The 16614-nt window shown below is 72.6% G+C and carries 8 protein-coding genes; 5 read left to right on the top strand and 3 right to left on the bottom strand.

From position 1 onward, the window contains the following. Nucleotides 1–92: 92 nt before the first annotated feature. Nucleotides 93–4367 (bottom strand): discoidin domain-containing protein, encoded by a 4275-nt coding sequence (locus ACH4D5_RS31420; protein WP_398308914.1) that lies wholly within the window; start codon nt 4365–4367, stop codon nt 93–95. Nucleotides 4368–4634: 267 nt separating this feature from the next. On the opposite strand from ACH4D5_RS31420, the gene ACH4D5_RS31425 reads away from it, so the two are divergent. From ACH4D5_RS31425 to ACH4D5_RS31440, 4 genes are read left to right on the top strand one after another with little or no spacing between them, the layout of a single operon-like run. Continuing rightward, nucleotides 4635–6002, top strand: coding sequence for an ABC transporter substrate-binding protein (locus ACH4D5_RS31425; RefSeq protein ID WP_398308917.1), 1368 nt, complete (start codon nt 4635–4637; stop codon nt 6000–6002). Continuing rightward, nucleotides 6002–6970, top strand: a complete 969-nt coding sequence (locus ACH4D5_RS31430) for a carbohydrate ABC transporter permease (protein ID WP_398308920.1) — start codon at nt 6002–6004, stop codon at nt 6968–6970. Before ACH4D5_RS31425 ends, ACH4D5_RS31430 begins: the two co-directional genes overlap by 1 nt. Before the next feature lie 6 nt (nt 6971–6976). Further along, a complete protein-coding gene (locus ACH4D5_RS31435) occupies nt 6977–7858 on the top strand; it encodes a carbohydrate ABC transporter permease (protein ID WP_398308923.1) in 882 nt (293 codons plus the stop codon). 38 nt (nt 7859–7896) lie between these two features. After that, nucleotides 7897–9459, top strand: coding sequence for an alpha-amylase family glycosyl hydrolase (locus ACH4D5_RS31440; RefSeq protein ID WP_398308925.1), 1563 nt, complete (start codon nt 7897–7899; stop codon nt 9457–9459). Between the two features lie 21 nt (nt 9460–9480). On the opposite strand, the gene ACH4D5_RS31445 is transcribed toward ACH4D5_RS31440, so the two are convergent. Next, nucleotides 9481–11094 carry an alpha/beta hydrolase gene (locus ACH4D5_RS31445; protein ID WP_398308928.1) on the bottom strand — a complete coding sequence of 538 codons (1614 nt, stop codon included), beginning with the start codon at nt 11092–11094 and terminating at the stop codon, nt 9481–9483. 208 nt (nt 11095–11302) lie between these two features. Between ACH4D5_RS31445 and ACH4D5_RS31450 the strand changes: the two genes are divergently transcribed. Then, on the top strand, nt 11303–13594 hold the full coding sequence (locus tag ACH4D5_RS31450; RefSeq protein ID WP_398308931.1) for a tetratricopeptide repeat protein: 2292 nt from the start codon (nt 11303–11305) through the stop codon (nt 13592–13594). Here ACH4D5_RS31450 and ACH4D5_RS31455 read toward each other — a convergent pair. After that, entirely contained in the window at nt 13576–16572 is a 2997-nt protein-coding gene (locus ACH4D5_RS31455) for an AAA family ATPase (protein ID WP_398308934.1), read from the bottom strand. The genes ACH4D5_RS31450 and ACH4D5_RS31455 overlap by 19 nt on opposite strands. Nucleotides 16573–16614: the final 42 nt, after the last annotated feature.

Genomic DNA, 16614 nt, shown 5'->3' on the forward strand with positions numbered 1-16614 from the left:
GCCTGCAAGCCAGTTACGTATTCAGAACGGGTAACGTGCACGGCCGCCCGGAATCCGGACGGCCGTGCAACGCGTGTGCCTCCTCGGGAACGTCAGGGTTGCAGCGTGAGTGTGAACGTCGACGTCTCGTTCTTGACGTTCTGTCCGTTGCCGCTGAACTCGGGCCGGACGAAAGTGGCTTCACCGACGGCGGGCCCCTGGCCGGGCTCCGGCATCTCGTTGACGTAGATGCCGATCGGTGCGTCCTTGATGGACACGTCCGTGAAGACGGTGTCCTTCACCGGGAATTCGGGCTTCCCTCCAGAGTACTTCGTCTGGAACATCACTCCGTGGTACGTCGGATCGACGATGTCGACGTTGTTCACGCGGATTCCCTGGAAGACCTTGGACGCGGAGAACGCCCAGATGGCGGGGAAGTCCTGTCCCTTCCAGAAGGTGCCGCCCGCCCGCTCGACGGTGATGTTCTCGAAGGTGGTCGGATCGGTGCCGAAGCCGTTCATCGGGTAGCCGAAGTCCAGGGAGCTGATGGTGATTCCGGAGTAGACCAGGGTGTCGGCGATCCGGATGTTCCGGAAGGTGTTGTGGTAGCCGCCGTAGACGGCGACGCCCGCCGCGCGCCAGGTCAGGAGCGAGGTGAGGTTCTCGTAGACGTTGTTCTTCATGTCCGCTCCCCCGGCGTCGATCGCCGAGAAGAGGGCGAAGCTGTCGTCACCGGTGGCCCGTGCCTCGTTGTTCGCGACCAGGTTGTCCGTGCTGCCGTTGGTCATGTTGATCCCGTCGGCGAACATATTGCGGATCCGTGAGTTCTTGATGGTCATGCGGTCCGTGTTGGCGCCCCAGTAGAGGCACACCATGTGTTCGTTCCAGATGTCGTCGATGGTGATGTCGGATACGTTCTGGAAGTCGAAGACCTTTCCGGGGCCGTCGATACGGGACGTGTAGTTGCCGAAGTAGGCGAAGCCCGCGAAGGAGGAGCCCTTGGCGCTCGCCTCGGCACGGAATCCGATGTCGGTGTTCTCCTGGTTCCTCGGTGCGTGGAAACGGGTGTACCAGGGCCCGGCGCCGACCACCTTCACGGCCTTTCCGTAGACCTGGAACTTGCTGCCGGTCTCGTAGTCGCCGGGCGGCAGATAGACGCCCGTCAGCTTTCCGCCGGTGTCCATGCGGACCTTGTCCAGGGCGTTCTGTACGTCCTGGTGGGTGAATCCGGCGGGTACGGCGTAGGCGGCCGGGTCGGGGTTGGCCTTCGGCGCCACCTGTTCCAGGTCGACGAAGTCGATGGCGTAGCGGGAGGTGTTGGCGTTGTCCTTCTGCAGCTTGATCCTGCTGCCCGCCTTGACCGTCCCGCCGAGCATGACGTGTGCCTCGTCGTAGATGTGCCGGGCCGGGCCGACGCCGGGCGAGTTGCCGGGTGCGGCTTCGTCGCCGTACAGCCAGGCGTATTGGGAGGTGAGGTCGATCGCCTTGCGGAAGACGCCGTCGACGTAGAGGTTCAGGGTCGCCTCGGTGCCTCCGCCGCCCGGTGCGTCCGGGATGGAGAAGCGGGTGACCAGGGTGTTGGTGTCCTGCTTGGCGGTGAACTCCACGGATTCGCCGGTCGAGTTCAGGGTGACGGCCCTGCGGCCGGAGGCCTCGCCCGCGAGGTCGCCGACGGTGCGGTTCGGTCCGACGGTCTTCGCGCCGCCGGCGAGCACGCCGTCCTCGGCCTCGTAGGTGTCGTAGGGCATGTCGGCGCCGCGGCCGACGAACAGCGGACGGGTACTGGTGTTGTTCTCGCGCTTGACCGGCAGTTCGTTGGCGTCGTCGGCGATGACCGTCCTGACGGTGTGACGGCCGTCGGCGGCCGTCCAGGTGCCGAGCTCGACCGGTGCCGTGGTGTCGCCCGCGCCGATCGTGCCGTTGTGCTCGCCGGTCAGGGTCTTCACCGTGGTGCCCTTGTCGTCCTGCACGAGCAGCTTGATGCCGTGTGCGCCGGGCGCGGACGCCTTGCTGCCCTGGTTCTTGATCGCGACGCTGAACGTGACCTCCTTGCCCTTGGCGGGCGCGGACGGCGTCCAGCTCACGGGTGACGCCACCAGGTCCGAGGAGTCGACGGGCTTGACCACCAGCGGATTCGGGCCCGTGGAGGTGTTGTTGCCCTCGTCCTGCTCGATCACCTCGTTCTTCGTGTCGACCTCCGCGGTGAACGGGTAGGAGCCCGCCGACCGGACTCCGGCGTCGGCGCTCACCGTCACCGACTCGCCCGCGCCGAGCGCGCCCACAGCGGCGGTGCCCGCCTTGTCGCCGCCGAGGCGGAACGTGGCGTCGGTGGCCGTCGAGGCCTCGCTGCCCCGGTTGCGCACGGTCGCGGTCAGCCGCAGCTCGTCGGTCTCGGTCGGCGCCTCGGGCGCGTACGACAGCTTGGTGATCTCCAGGTCCGGGTTGGCCGCGGGCGCGCCCATGACCTGGAACTCGGCGACCTGCCCGGCCGTGGCGCCGCTGTTCGCGGTGAACCGCAGCCGCACGTCGGCGACCTTGGCGGAGACCGGCACGGTGACGGTGTTCTGGTTGCCGGACGGGCTGAAGGAGTACTCCTTCTCCGCCACCAGCGAGGTGAAGTCGGCGGCCTTCTGCTCGCGGCCGAGCACCTGCATCTTCTGGGTGCGCGGGCTCCACGCGGCGTCCGGGTTCAGCTTGACGACCACCGCGTCGACGTCGGCATTGGCGCCGAGCTTCACCGTCAGCGTGTTGGGGTAGCTGCCCGCGGCGCCCTCCCAGTAGGTGGAGGTCTGCCCGTCGTTGGCGTTCTCGGCGACGTACGTGTGGATCACTGAGGACGCCGCGATCGGCTTGCCCCGCGCCAGGTCGGTGTTGCCGCCGCCCGGCCGGGTGACGGTGTCGCTGTGCGCCGAGACGTTGCCCGCCGCGTCGCGGGCCCGCACCGAGTAGGTGACCGTGGCGCTCGCGGACCGGGAGTCGGTGTACGTGGTCACGTCGCCGGCCACGGACTTCAGGAGCTTGCCGTCGGCGTACACGTCGTACGCCGTCACCTTCACGTTGTCGGTCGAGGCGCCCCAGGTCAGCTTGATCTCGCCGCTGGAGGGCTGGGTGAGGGTGAGGTTCGTGGGCGCGGTCGGGGCCTGTGTGTCCCCCGAATCACCTTTCCGGGTGACGGAGTTGCTGTTGGCGGAGGTGTTGCCCGCCGCGTCGCGGGCGCGCACGTGGTAGGTGACGGTGGCGCTCGCCGGCTGCGTGTCCGTGTACGTCCGCACGTCACCGGAGACGCTGGTGCGGAGCTCTCCGTTCGCGTAGACGTCGTACGCGGTGACGCTCTTGTCGTCGTCGGCCGCGTCCCAGGTCAGCTTGATCCGGCCCGGCTCCGGTTCGGTGAGGGCGAGGTTCGTGGGCGCGGTGGGCGGCTTCGTGTCGCCGCCCGCCGGGCCGTAGATCTCCAGTTCGGCCAGCTGGCCCGCGGGCTGCGCGGTGTTGGCGGTGATCAGGACGCGGACGTGGCGGGTGGTGACGGTGTCGAGGGTGAGCGTCGCGGAGTGCTCCGAGGCCGCGGTGAAGGCGTACTCCTTCGACGCGGTGAGGTCGGTGAAGTCCGTGCCGTCCGTGCTGCCCTGGATCTTCAGGGTCTGACTGCGGCCGCCCCAGCCGTCGGGCAGCCGCAGCACGACCTCGTCGACCTTCACGGACGCGCCGAGGTCGGCCTGGATCCACTGGGGCAGTCTGCCGTTGTCGCTCTCCCAGTAGGTGGACCGGTTACCGTCGTTGGCGTTGGCCGCGGTGTAGGTCTGGGTGTGGGACGCGGCCTTCAGGGTCTTGCCCAGGGCGAGGTTCACGGAGGCGTCGGCGGCCGCGTGCACCCGCAGTTCGGCGAGCTGGGCGGCGGGCCAGCCGGTGTTGGCGGTGATGTGCACCCGTATGTGGCGGGCCTGCGCGGCCGGGAAGCGGACGGTCACCGTGTTGCCCGCGCCGGGTGCGAAGGTGTGCGGGGCCGACGCGGCGAGGGTGCTGAAGCCGTCGCCGTCCGGGCTGCCCTGCACGGACAGGGTCTGCTCGCGGGCCTCCCAGGCCGACGGCAGCCTGAGGACCACCTCGTCGACCCGGGTGGCGCGGCCGAGGTCGACCTGCACCCACTGCGGCAGGTCGGACGACGCACTCTCCCAGTACGAACCCGGGTCGCCGTCGGTGACCTGTGCGGCGGAGTGGGCCGACTTGGCGCTGCTCGCTCTGGCCGGCTTACCCGCGGCCAGATCGGGGCCGCCGGCCGCGGAGGCGGGCAGGCCGAGCAGGAGCAGGGTCGCCGTGAGGGCGGCGGCGCAGGGCCGCCACCACCAGCGGGATCTCCGGGACGCGCCGTGGGCGTCTCTGATGCGTCTCATGGCTCGTGCGACTCCCTCACAGTCGTGACGTCACTCTCGCGACGCGCAGGATTTCGCGTTCAGAAGTTGGAGAGTTGCAGAGAAGTGTCGAGTTGACTACAGGAAGGGCGGAAGTCGTCACGGCCACGCGGCGACTCTTCGCAGTCTGTGGTCAGCTTCTTGCAATCTCTGCGCGAGTTATTGCGCGCCGGTTGCACCGGTGGTTATGTGTGCGCCGCACCCGGCGGCCCACAGGGCGCCGCAGCACGACCCGGAGGGGGTCTCCCGATGTCCGTCACGAGCCGACGACCACTCACGCTCGCCGCCGCGACCGTTCTCGCGCTGGTCCCGCTGGCCGCTTGCGGCACGAGCAGCGACGGAGCCGACCCGGATTCCGGCGGCACGGTGAAGCTCGACGTCAACGGGCAGCCGCCCAGGACGCAGGCCTTCGAGCGCAAGCTCTTCGACAAGCACGTGCGGCAGTTCGAGAAGGCCAACCCGGACATCGACATCGTGCCCCACGAGGGCTTCATGGACCCGAAGACCTTCAACGCGAAGCTGGCCGGCGGCAAGCTGGAGGACGTCTTCTACGTCTACTTCACCGACACCCGGTCCCTGATCGAGAAGAAGCAGGCCGCGGACATCACGGACGCCGTCCAGGACATGCCGCACCGCGGCGACATCCAGGACCCGCTGATGAAGATCTTCCAGGACGAGCGGGGCCGCCAGTACGGCCTGCCGACGTCCAACTATTCGATGGGCCTGCTCTACAACCGCGCCCTGTTCGAGAAGGCCGGACTCGACCCCGACCGGCCGCCGAAGACCTGGGCGGACGTCCGCGAGGCCGCCAAGAAGATCGCCGCGCTCGGAGACAACACGGTGGGCTACGCCGACTTCTCCAAGAACAACCAGGGCGGCTGGCACTACACCGCGGAGCTGTACTCCCGCGGCGGCCGGATCGCGGTGGAGAGCGACGGCGAGTGGAAGGCGGCCTTCAACACCGCCGAGGGCAGGGCCACCTTCCAGGACCTGTACGACATGCGCTGGAAGGACGGCTCCATGGGGAGCAAGCAGCTGCTCCAGGTCGAGGACGTGCAGCGGATGATGGGCTCGGGCAAGCTCGGCATGTACATCGCGGCGGCCGACAACATCACCGTCATCGCCAAGCAGTTCGGCGGGAAGTACGAGGACTACGCCCTCGCCCCGATGCCGGACGCCAAGTCCACGCTGCTCGGCGGCGAGGGTTACATGATCAACCCCAAGGCGTCCCCCGCGACGGTCGGGGCCGGCGTCAAATGGATCCAGTGGCGCCACCTCAACCCCGGCCTCATCGAGAAGAACGTCGCCGACTACGCCGCGGCCGAGCTCCCCGTCGGCATCCCCATGCCGACCGTCCCCGACGTCTTCGAGGGCCCGGTCCGCGACCGGATCGAGAAGGTCAAGCAGGAGAACGCCAACCTGCCCACCCGCAACTACCAGGCGTTCATGGACTCCGCGCCGAAGATCCCCGGCGTGATCGAGCCGCCCAGGGCCCAGGAGGTCTACTCGGTCCTCGACTCGGCGATGCAGGCCGTCCTCACCAAGAAGGACACCGACATCGACGCCCTTCTCGACGACGCCGAGAAGAAGGTCAACGCGATCTACCGCGCCTCCTGATGAGCGTGTCCCCGAAGATGAGCGTGTCCCTGAAGACGACGCCGCCCCGGCGCACGGCCGCGCCGCCGCTCCCGCCCGCCCCCCGGCGGCGGGCGGCCCGCCGCCGCGCACTGCGCGAGCACCTGACGGCGTACGGGTTCCTCTGCGCCGCGGTCGTGATCTTCGCGCTGTTCTCGTGGTGGCCGATCGTCCGCACTGTGATCCTCGGCTTCCAGCAGGTCAACTTCGCCACCGGCAACACCTGGGTCGGCCTCGACAACTTCGAGAGGCTCTTCGCCGACCCGCTGTTCCTCACCGCCTGGCGGAACACCGGCCTGTTCACCCTGTACGCGCTGCTGCTCGGCTTCGCGGTGCCGTTCCTGACCGCGGTCCTCCTCAACGAGTTCCGGCACGCGCGGGCGTACTTCCGCATCCTGGTCTACCTGCCGGTGATGCTGCCGCCCGTGGTCGTGGCGCTGATGTGGAAGTGGTTCTACGACCCGGGCCCCGGCCTGTTCAACGAGGTCCTTCGCACGCTGCACCTGCCGACCTCCGCCTGGCTCGACTCCTCCGCCACCTCACTGGTCTCCCTGGTCATCGTGTCCACCTGGGCCAACATGGGCACCACGACCCTGATCTACCTGGCCGCGCTCCAGACGATCCCCGGCGAGCTCTACGAGGCCGCGGAGCTGGACGGCGCGGGCGTGTGGCAGCGGCTGCGCCACGTCACCGTCCCCCAGACCCGGTTCGTGCTGCTCGTCCTGCTGCTCCTCCAGATCGTCGCCACCATGCAGGTGTTCACGGAGCCGTACGTGATGACCGGCGGCGGCCCCGAGGACTCCACGGTCACCGTCATGTTCCTCGTCTACCGCTATGCCTTCGTCTACAACGACTTCGGCACCGCCGGCGCGCTGAGCCTGCTGCTCCTCATCGTCCTGGGCGCCTTCTCCGCCCTCTACCTGCGGGTCACCCGCGCCGGCAAGGAGTGAGAAGGATTGTCCGCCTCGACGCGCACCCTCGTGCGCCCCGCCGCCCTCAGGACCCGCAAGGGAAGGGCGATCTACTGGTCGGCGCTCGCCGTCGCACTGGCGCTGTTCACGGTGGCCTTCGTCGTGCCGCTGTACTGGGCGGCGACCGGCGCCATGAAGTCCTCCGCGGAGCTGGCGCAGAGCCCGCCCACGTACGTACCGGAGACCTGGCACCCCGAGAACTACGCGAAGGCGTGGCGGGAGATGGACCTGGCCCGGTACTTCCTGAACACGGTCGTCCTGGCCGGCGGTGCCTGGCTGGTGCAGCTCGCCGTGCAGGTGCCCGCCGCGTACGCCTTGTCGAAACTGCGCCCGCGGTTCGGGAACGTGGTGCTCGCCCTGATGCTCGTGACCTTGATGATGCCCGCCACCGCCCTGCTCGTGCCGGTCTACCTCACCGTCGTCGACGTCCCCCTCGTCAACCGCAATCTGATCAACAGCCCCAGCGCGGTCTGGCTGCCGGCCGCCGCCAACGCCTTCAACATCTACATCCTGAAGAACTTCTTCGACCGGATCCCCGACGAACTCCTCGACGCGGCGAAGATGGACGGCGCCGGGCCGCTGACGACCCTGTGGCGTGTGGTGCTGCCGCTGGCCCGGCCGATCCTCGCCGTGGTCTCCATCCTCTCCGTCGTCACGGCCTGGAAGGACTTCCTCTGGCCGCTGCTCGTCCTGCCCGACCCGGCGCGGCAGCCGCTGAGCGTGTTCCTCCAGCGCGTCGCCCAGGACACCCCGCTCAACAGCCTGGTCGCCGGGCTCGTCATGGCCTCCCTCCCGCTCATCGCCCTGTTCCTGGTCTTCCAGCGCCACATCGTCGCCGGGCTCGGCGCGGGCGGTCTCAAGGGCTGAGCCCGCAGAGCCCGCCTCTTGAACGAAAGGACCCCCTCTTGCCCAGCACGGAGTGGTGGCGCAGCGCTGCCATCTATCAGGTGTACGTCCGGTCCTTCGCGGACGGGAACGGCGACGGCACCGGTGATCTGGCCGGTGTCCGGGCCCGGCTGCCCTACTTGGCCGACCTCGGCGTGGACGCCCTCTGGTTCACCCCGTGGTACCTCTCGCCGCTCGCCGACGGCGGCTACGACGTCGCCGACTACCGCACCATCGACCCGGCGTTCGGCAGCCTCCGGGAGGCCGAGCGGCTGATCGCCGAGGCCGGTGACCTCGGGCTGCGCTGCATCGTGGACATCGTGCCGAACCACGTCTCCGACCAGCACGAGTGGTTCAAGGCGGCGCTGGCGGCGGGGCCCGGCTCACCCGAGCGGGAACGGTTCCACTTCCGCCCCCACTCGCCGGAGCCGCCCAACGACTGGGTGGGCGAGTTCGGCGGGGTGCCGTGGTCCCGGACGGAGGACGGCGAGTGGTACCTCCACCTCTTCGCCCCCGAACAGCCCGACCTCAACTGGGCCCACCCGGAGGTCCGCGGGGAACACGAGGACGTGCTGCGCTTCTGGTTCGAGCGCGGCGCGGCGGGCGTGCGCATCGACTCGGCGGCGCTGCTCGCCAAGGCCGACGGGCTGCCCCCGATGGACCCCGCCCGCCCGCACCCCTTCCACGACCAGCCGGAACTGCACGACATCTACCGCTCCTGGCGGCGCATCGCCGACGAGTACGGCGCGGCGCTGATCGGCGAGCTCTGGCTGCCGGACGCGGAGCGGTTCGCCCGCTACCTGCGCCCGGACGAGCTGCACACCGCGTTCAACTTCGACTTCTTGTCCCGGCCCTGGGACCCGGCGCAGCTGTGGGAGTCGATCGACCTGACCCTGTCCACCCACGCCCCGGTCGGCGCGCCCGCCACCTGGGTCCTCGCCAACCACGACGTGACCCGCACGGTCACCCGATACGGCCGGTCCGGCGACACCGGCTTCGCCTTCGCCCGCAAACGCTTCGGCGTCCCCACCGACCTGGCACTCGGCACCCGCCGGGCCCGCGCCGCCGCCCTGCTCACCCTGGCCCTGCCCGGCTCGGTCTACCTCTACCAGGGCGAGGAGCTGGGGCTGCCGGAGGCGGACATCCCCCGGGACCGCATCCAGGATCCGATGCACGCCCGCTCGGGCGGCCTCGATCCGGGCAGGGACGGCTGCCGGGTCCCGCTCCCCTGGGAGGACGCCCCGCGCCGGAGCTGGCTGCCGGTGCCGCCGGACTGGGCCGGGTACGCGGCCGAGCGGCAGGCCGCCGACCCGGACTCGATGCTCTCCCTCTACCGCACGGCCCTGCGCCTGCGCCGTTCCTTCGGCGACGCGGGCCCGCTGCGCCGGCTGCGCGCCGACGAACCCGGGGTGCTGTCCTTCGCGCGCACCTGCGAGCGGGACGGCACGGCCTGGATCTGTCTGGTCAACTTCGGCCCGGACGACGTGGAGCTGCCCGCGGACTCCGAACTGGTGCTGGCCAGCGGCCCCTTGTCCCCGAGGGGGCGGTTGCCGCGGGACACGGCGGTCTGGTCGCGGGCGTGAGGCCGGGTCGCGGGCCGACGGTCAGCAGGTGGTGCCCGAGCGGACCGGTTCGAGGCCGATGAGGTAGTCGTCGACGGCGTCCGTGACGCAGGAGTTGCTGCGGCCGTACGCGGTGTGGCCCACGCCCTCGTACGTCAGGAGCATGCCGCCGGGGAACTGTCCGGCGAGGCTCTCGGCCTCCTCGTACGGAGTGGCGGGGTCGCCCGTCGTGCCGACCACCAAGACCGGGGGCACGCCGTCGGCCTCGACGCGGTGGGGGCGCTGGGTGCCGGCGGGCCAGTCCTTGCAGGTGAGTTCGTCGACGACGCTGGACGTGCCGTAGACGCCCGCGGCCTTCTCGGCGGCGTCGAGGGCGCTCCAGTAGGGACCCGGGGTGTGCGGGTGCGGCACGTCGAGGCAGCTGACGGCGACGATGGCATCGTCGTCGTTCTCCGCGCCGCGGGCACGGCGGCTCCCCGCGGCCGGCTCCTCGGCATCGGCCAGTTCGGCGAGCGCGGTCGCGTCCCCCTCATCCGCCGCGCTCAGCGCGTCCGACAGGCCTTCCCAGTCGTCCTCCGGGCTGTACATCGCGGCCGTGACCACGTCGAGCAGCGTCCTCGCGTCGACGTCGTACGCGTCCTCGTCGGTGACCGGCAGCGGCTCGCGCGCCGCCCGCTCGTACAACCCGTCGATCAGCTCCCCTATCTCCTCCGGGGTCGAGCCGGGGCAGCTGTCGCCCACGATGTCGGCGCAGTACTCGGCGTAGTCGTCGACGGCCCTGCGGAACCCCTTCCCCTGGCTGAGCGCACGCTGCCGCCAGTCCAGCGCCGGGTCCACGGCGCCGTCGAGCGCCAGGGCGCGCACGCGCTCCGGGAACTGTTCGGCGTACGACGTGCCGAGGCTCGTGCCGTACGACCAGCCGAGGTAGGTCAGCTTCCGGTCGCCGAGGGCGGCCCGCAGGACGTCCAGGTCGCGGGCCGCGTCCGCGGTGCCGACGCGGGGCAGGATGCCGCGGCTGCCCTTCGCGCACGCGGCGGCCTGTTCGTCGGCGCCCGCGAGGGCCCGGGCCCGGTCGGCGCCGCTGCGCGGAGCGACCGGTTCCGGAAGGTCGTCCTCCGCCTCGTCCGTCGCCGCGCACTTCACCGCCGGATCGCTGCCCCCGACGCCCCTCGGGTCGAAGGAGACGATGTCGAAACGCGCCCGCACCCGGGCGCTGAACGAGTCGCTGCCGTCCGCCTTCATGTCGCTCACGCCGGAGGCGCCGGGACCGCCGGGGTTGTAGACGAGCGAGCCGAGGCGCCGGTCCGGATCGGCGGTCGCCGCCTTGGCCACCGGCAGGACGAACGTCTTGCCGTTCCCCGGCCGCGCGTAGTCCATCGGGACGGTGAGCCGCGCGCAGCTGAGCTCACCGCACGCCTTCCACTTCAGCTCCTGCGCGTAGAACCGCGCGAGCCCGGCCCGGCCGCCGGGCTCGTCCCCGCCGGGCTTGTCGCCGCCCGCCTCGCCCACCGCCGTACACCCGGCGAGCGAGAACGCGGCGAGGGCGGCGATGGCCAGGCGGACGGACCGGCGTCGGTGCGGGTCGGCGCGGTGCAACGGAATACTCCCCAGATCGGCTCCCACCAGCTTGCCCGGTCGGCGCGGCGGCTCACGCACGGGGTTCGGGTGTGGGGATCGGGGCGCGGACGTAGGGCGGCGGTTTGCGTAGCGGATTGCGTAGTTCTACGGATGCCGGGGGCCGGGGTGTTTTGACAGGCTCGGTCACGATGTACGCGCATCCATGAAGCACCGGCCCCCGAGCCGCCACGCCGCTTCCGCCCTCGCGCCGACCGCACCTCGACCGCACCCCGACCTAGGAACACACATGGGCCCGCTGGACGCGACCAGGAACCGCTCCGTCTCCCGGGGAGCCCCGGCACCCGCCCGCCCCCGCCGCGAGATCCTGGCCGACATCCGCCGGCTCGACGCCGAGCCGTACGGCAGGGCGCGCGACACCCGCGCCGAGGCGCTCGCAGAGGAAGCCGAAGCAACCGGCGACCGGCCGCTGCTCGTGGCGGCCCTGTCCCTCCTCGTCCACTCGTACAGCTTCGGCGGCGCGTGCGACCGGACGGCCGCGCCGTTCACGCGGCTGCTGCGGATGTACGACGAGGACCCGGCGGACTTCGGCGAGGACGACGTCCGCCGGCTGCACTGGATGTTCAAGTGGGTGGTGACCGACGCGCGGCAGCGGCCCGACGTGCCGCTCGCCGGGGTCGAGGGATGGCTGGACCGGATGCGGCACCGCTACCGCGCCGCCGGGTACTCCGAACGGCCGGTGCACGGCGCCGAGTTCAGGCTCGCCCGGCACCTGGGCGACACGGCGCGCGCCACCCGCGCGTACGCGGCGTGGACCGCGGCCGCACGCGACGCCATGGCCGACTGCCTCGCCTGCGAGTACGCCACGGAGGGCCTCCGGCAGCTGGACCGCGGCGACGACCGGGCGGCTCTGGAGTGCTGGGAGCCCGTCCTGGGCGGCACGCACAGCTGCCACCGCGAGCCGCACGAGACCCTCGCCCGGTCGCTGCTCCCCCTGGTGCGCGTCGGCCGCACGGACCAGGCGCGCACCCACCATCTGCGCGGCTATCGGATGGTGCGCTCCGATGAGGCGTGCGGTCCCGTCGTCGGCCTGCACGTGGAGTTCTGCGCTCTCACCGGCAACGAGCCGCGCGGCCTGCGCATCCTCGCCGAGCAGAGCCGGCGCTGGGCGGAGACGGGCGATCCGTCGGCCCACGTGGAGTGGCTGGTGGGCGCCGCCCTGCTGCTGCGCCGCGTGGTGGAGCTCGGCCAGGGCGACCGGCCGGTGCCGGGGCCGCTCGGCGGCACGTGGACCGCGGCGTCCCTCCTCGACCACGCCCGGGACACGGCCCTGGACCTCGCGGACCGCTTCGACCGGCGCAACGGCACCACGGCGGTCTCCGAACGCGCACGGTCCCGCATGGCCGCCCGCCCCCTGCTCGACGCCGCTCTGCCGCTCGGACTGCGGCCGAAGGACCCCCCGAGCGGACTCCCGCCCGCGGCTTCTGAGAGCGCTCTTCCCGGGTCCCCGCACTCCGGACGCCTCGCCCCGCGCGACCGGGCCCGTCTCTGTCTCACCCTCGCGCAGAACCTGCCGCACCCCGATGACGGAGCCGGAGCCGGGCTCGGCGCGCAGGCGGAACGGCTCCTGATCGACGCCGCGCACTTCGCCGACCTGGCCGGGGAGAGCGCCCGCATCGGTGCGCAGGCCCGGCTGCGGCTCGGCGGGCTCTACTGCGAGGCGGGCCGCCACGAGGAGGCGGCGGCCGTTCTGGAAGCGGTGCTGCCCGACCTCGGCGACGGTCACGACGGCCACGCCCCGCACGACCGTACGCAGGCCCACACCTGGCTCGCCCGCAGCTATCTCGGCACCGGCGAACACCGCCTGGCCGGCGAGCAGTTCACACTCGCGGCCGACTCCGCGCGGGACGGGTCCGACGGACACCACGAGGCGTCCCTGGCCCAGCAGGCCGCACAGGCGCTGGGCCGGGCCGGTCTGCCCGCGGAGGCCGGGCGGGCCTACCGGCGCGCCGAGGAGCTGTGGCGTTCCCTCGGGGAGCACGGCGCCCTGGTGCGCGCGATGCGGGCCCGCGCCTGGGAGACGCTGGCCGCACAGGGCCCCGCCGAGGCCGAGGCCGTCATGACCGAGGCCCTGGAGACCAACCGGCACTGCGCGGAGCAGGCGGACCAGGACCCGGAGCGCACCGAACTGCTCGTCGAACTCGGCCGCACCCACGCACAGTTGGGCCGCCTCGCCCTGGAGCACGCCGACGGACCGCCGCTCGCAGGCCAGGGAACTCCCGAGCGGTACGCCGCCAACGTACGCGCCTTCGAAACGGCCCTCGGCCATGCGGAACTGGCGATCGAGGCGCTGCGCGCCTGCGGCGGACCGGGACTCGCCGACCTGCACCCCACCGAACTCCTCGCCGCCCGCCTGGAGTTCGTGCTCGGCAGGCAGGAGGCGGCGGACCGCGCCCGGCGCGTGGGCGCCGCCGTACGCGAACGCCCCGACCCCGACGGCACGCTGGCTGCCCTCGCGCAGGAGTGCGACCTGCTGGCCGGTGCGGGCGGCGGCCCGGTCCCCTACCCGCGCGAGAACTGAGCGCGGCCGCCGGAGCCACGGGCCACCAGGGAGGCCAGGGCCGCGCGTGAGGCCACGCCCGTCTTGCGGTAGATGCGGCCGACGTGGCTCTCGACGGTGCGCGTGCTGAGGCAGAGCCTGGCGGCGACGGCCTGGTTGGTGAGCCCCTCGGCGACCAGCGCGGAGATCTCCCGCTCGCGCGGGGTCAGGGCGGCGAACGGTTCGGACGGCGCGGGGTGTGGCGCGGGGGCCGCCGGGGGCTGGGGCGCCTTCGGTGACTGCGAGGTCCTCAGCTCCTGGGGGGCCTCCGGAGAGGGTGAGTTCCTCGGTGGCCGGGGGGCGTCAGGCACCCCCGAGGCCCGCCCGCAGACCGGCCGTACGCAAGCGGGCCGCTGCCCCGCGAGCCCCGCCCCGTCGAGGAGCAGCAGCGCGCCGCCCTCCTCCGCGAGGCGCCGCCCCCGGCGTGCCATCGCCGCGGCCCGGGACCCTTCGCCCGCCGCCGCCACGAAGGGCGCGCCGAGCAGCAGGCTCCGCGCCTCGGCGAGCGCCGCCCCGGCCCGCGCGCTCTCCCGCGCCGCCTCGGTGAACGCCCGTGCCGCGGCGTCCTGTTCACCGCGCCGGGCCGCGACGAGCCCGGCGCTCCGCAGCGCGGCGCCCCGCTGGACGGGCAGGCCGAGGCGGTCCGCCTCCTGGAGCGCGCGTGCCGCCCATCGCTCCGCGTCGGCGGCGTCCCCCGTGTCCAGCGCCGAAATGACGAGCAGTTCGAGGAAGGCGGGGCGGATGGAGGGCTGGACGAGGGGCAGGTCGCGGCCGCCGCCGGCGTCCAGCAGGACGTCCCGCACGCGGTACGGGTCGCCCGCGCCCAGCGCGGCGTACGCGAGCAGGCACCGGGACACCGTCGCCGACCAGCCGTCCACCGTGCCCACGGTGGCGGCCGCCTCCTCGGCCGCGGCCAGCACCTCCGGGTCGCCCGCCGGGCGCGTCTGCATGAGGATCAGGGCGCGCAGGGCGCGGCCGAAGCCGAGGAGTTCGGTGCCGCCGAGGGCCCGGGCGACCGCCACGGACTCGTCGGCCCACTCCAGCGCCTCGGTCACCCGGCCCGCCGTGCAGCGGACGTACGCCCCGCAGAGCAGCAGCTGCGCCAGCGCGAAGGGGAGTCCGGTGCGCCGGGCGATGTCGACGCCGCGTTCCGCGTGGCGCAGGGCGGCGGCGCAGTCGTCGAGGAACACCTCGCTCCAGGCGAGCCGCACCAGCGACTCGCACCGCCCGGCGAGGTCGGCGTCGGTGGTCACGTCGGCGATGGCGGCGGCCTCGGCGGCGTGGTGGCGGGCCGTCGCGGTGTTCCCCTCGTACACCTCCCCGAGCGCGGCCACCGTGAGGGCCTCCACGGCGCCGAGTTCGTCGCCGCGCGCCCGGGCGTCGGCGAGGGTCCTCGTGAGCTCGTCGCGCACTTCGGGGTAGCGGGTGGCGAACAGGGCGCTGATGCCCCACTCGACGACGAGGCCGGTGCGCTGGGCCGGCGGGGGCCCTGGGCGCCGGTCCAGTTCGCGCCGGAGGAGCGCGCCCGCCGCCGCGTACCGCCCCAGGTGGCGCTCCATGAAGGCGCACTGCACGACGGCGGCCGCGCGCAGTGCGTCCGTGGCCTCGGACGTACGCCGCGCGTCCTGTGCCGCGGCCGTACGCAGCGGGTCCCCGCCCGAGGGGTCCGGGCCGCACATGCCGACCAGCCGGTGCAGCAGGTCCCTGCTCTCCTTCACCGCGCCGGTCATGCCGAGCGCGGTCGCGCGCCGGAGGGTCAACTCGCGGCGTGCGTCGAGGTGTTCGGTGTCGTCGGGCAGGACGCGCAGGACGGCTCCCAGGAGCCGGGCGCAGACCGCGGGGGCGGTGGCGGCCGCCTTCTCCGCGGCCTCCGTCAGGACCGCGGCCGCCTCGGGGTCCCAGCCGGTGAGGGACTGTTCGATGTGGTGGGCGCGGTCGGCGAGGGGCGCGCCGGCCCGGGTGAGTTCGGCGGCGGCCGCGCGGTGCAGCTCGTGGCGCCGCCAGGGGTCGACGGTCTCCTGCGTCCGGGCCCGCAGGAGCGGGTGGCGGAACACGAGGCGGCATCCGTCGGGGTGCGGTCTGAGCAGGTCGCGTCGTAACAGCCGGCTCAGGGCCGCGACGAGTTCGGGGCGGTCGGCGCCGGTGACGGCGCCGACGAGGTCCGTGGTCGCGTGGTCGCCGAGCACCGCGACGGCCTCGGTCGCGGCACGTTCCAGCGGGGCCAGCGCGGCCAGTTCGTCGAGCGGCAGCGGGGCGGGGCGCCCTCGGAGGAGGGCGAGGAAGTACAGGGGGTTGCCTTCGCTCGCCGCGTACATCTCCTGGACCCGCTCGCGCGGCAGGCCGGCGGCAGCGGTGAGCCCCTCGGTCAGCTCCCGCATGCCGAGCGGGCCGAGGGCGATCCGCAGCACGGCGCCGGTGTCGAGCCCACGGGTGAGCGCGGCGCCGAGCGCGGCGGGCGACTGCCGCTCGCGCCGGGCGACGGCGAGCAGGAAGGGGGCGCGGACGGGGTGGCGTACGAGATGGTCGAGGAGTTCGAGGGACGCCTCGTCCGCCCAGTGCATGTCGTCGAGGACGACGACGAGCCCGGGCCCGGTCAGTCCGCCGAGGGCCTCGGCCGTGGCCCGGCACAGGCCGAAGAGGTCCCCGCCGTCCGCGGCCAGGGGCTCGTCGCCCCGCACGGCCGCGGGCAGCCCCGCCAGCGAGGGGAACGCCCGCAGGGCCCGCGGGTCGAGTTCGGCGAAGGCATCGGTGAAGGGCCGCAGGGGGCGTGTCCGCGCCCGCTCCGACGCCCGCCCCCGCAGCACGGTCACGCCCCGGGCGCGGGCCCGCGCCGCGAACTCGATCAGCAGCCTGCTCTTGCCGATCCCCGGCTCCCCCACCACATCGACGACCGCGCCCTTGCTCTCCAGAAGCGCTTCGAGGCGGCCCAGGTCAGGGGCCCTGCCCACGAACTTCTCCACCACGTCCCCCTCACGGGGACACACGGCCCCCTCGGTGACGTT

The sequence above is a fragment of the Streptomyces sp. NPDC018029 genome (genome assembly GCF_044327655.1).
GTDB lineage: Bacteria > Actinomycetota > Actinomycetes > Streptomycetales > Streptomycetaceae > Streptomyces.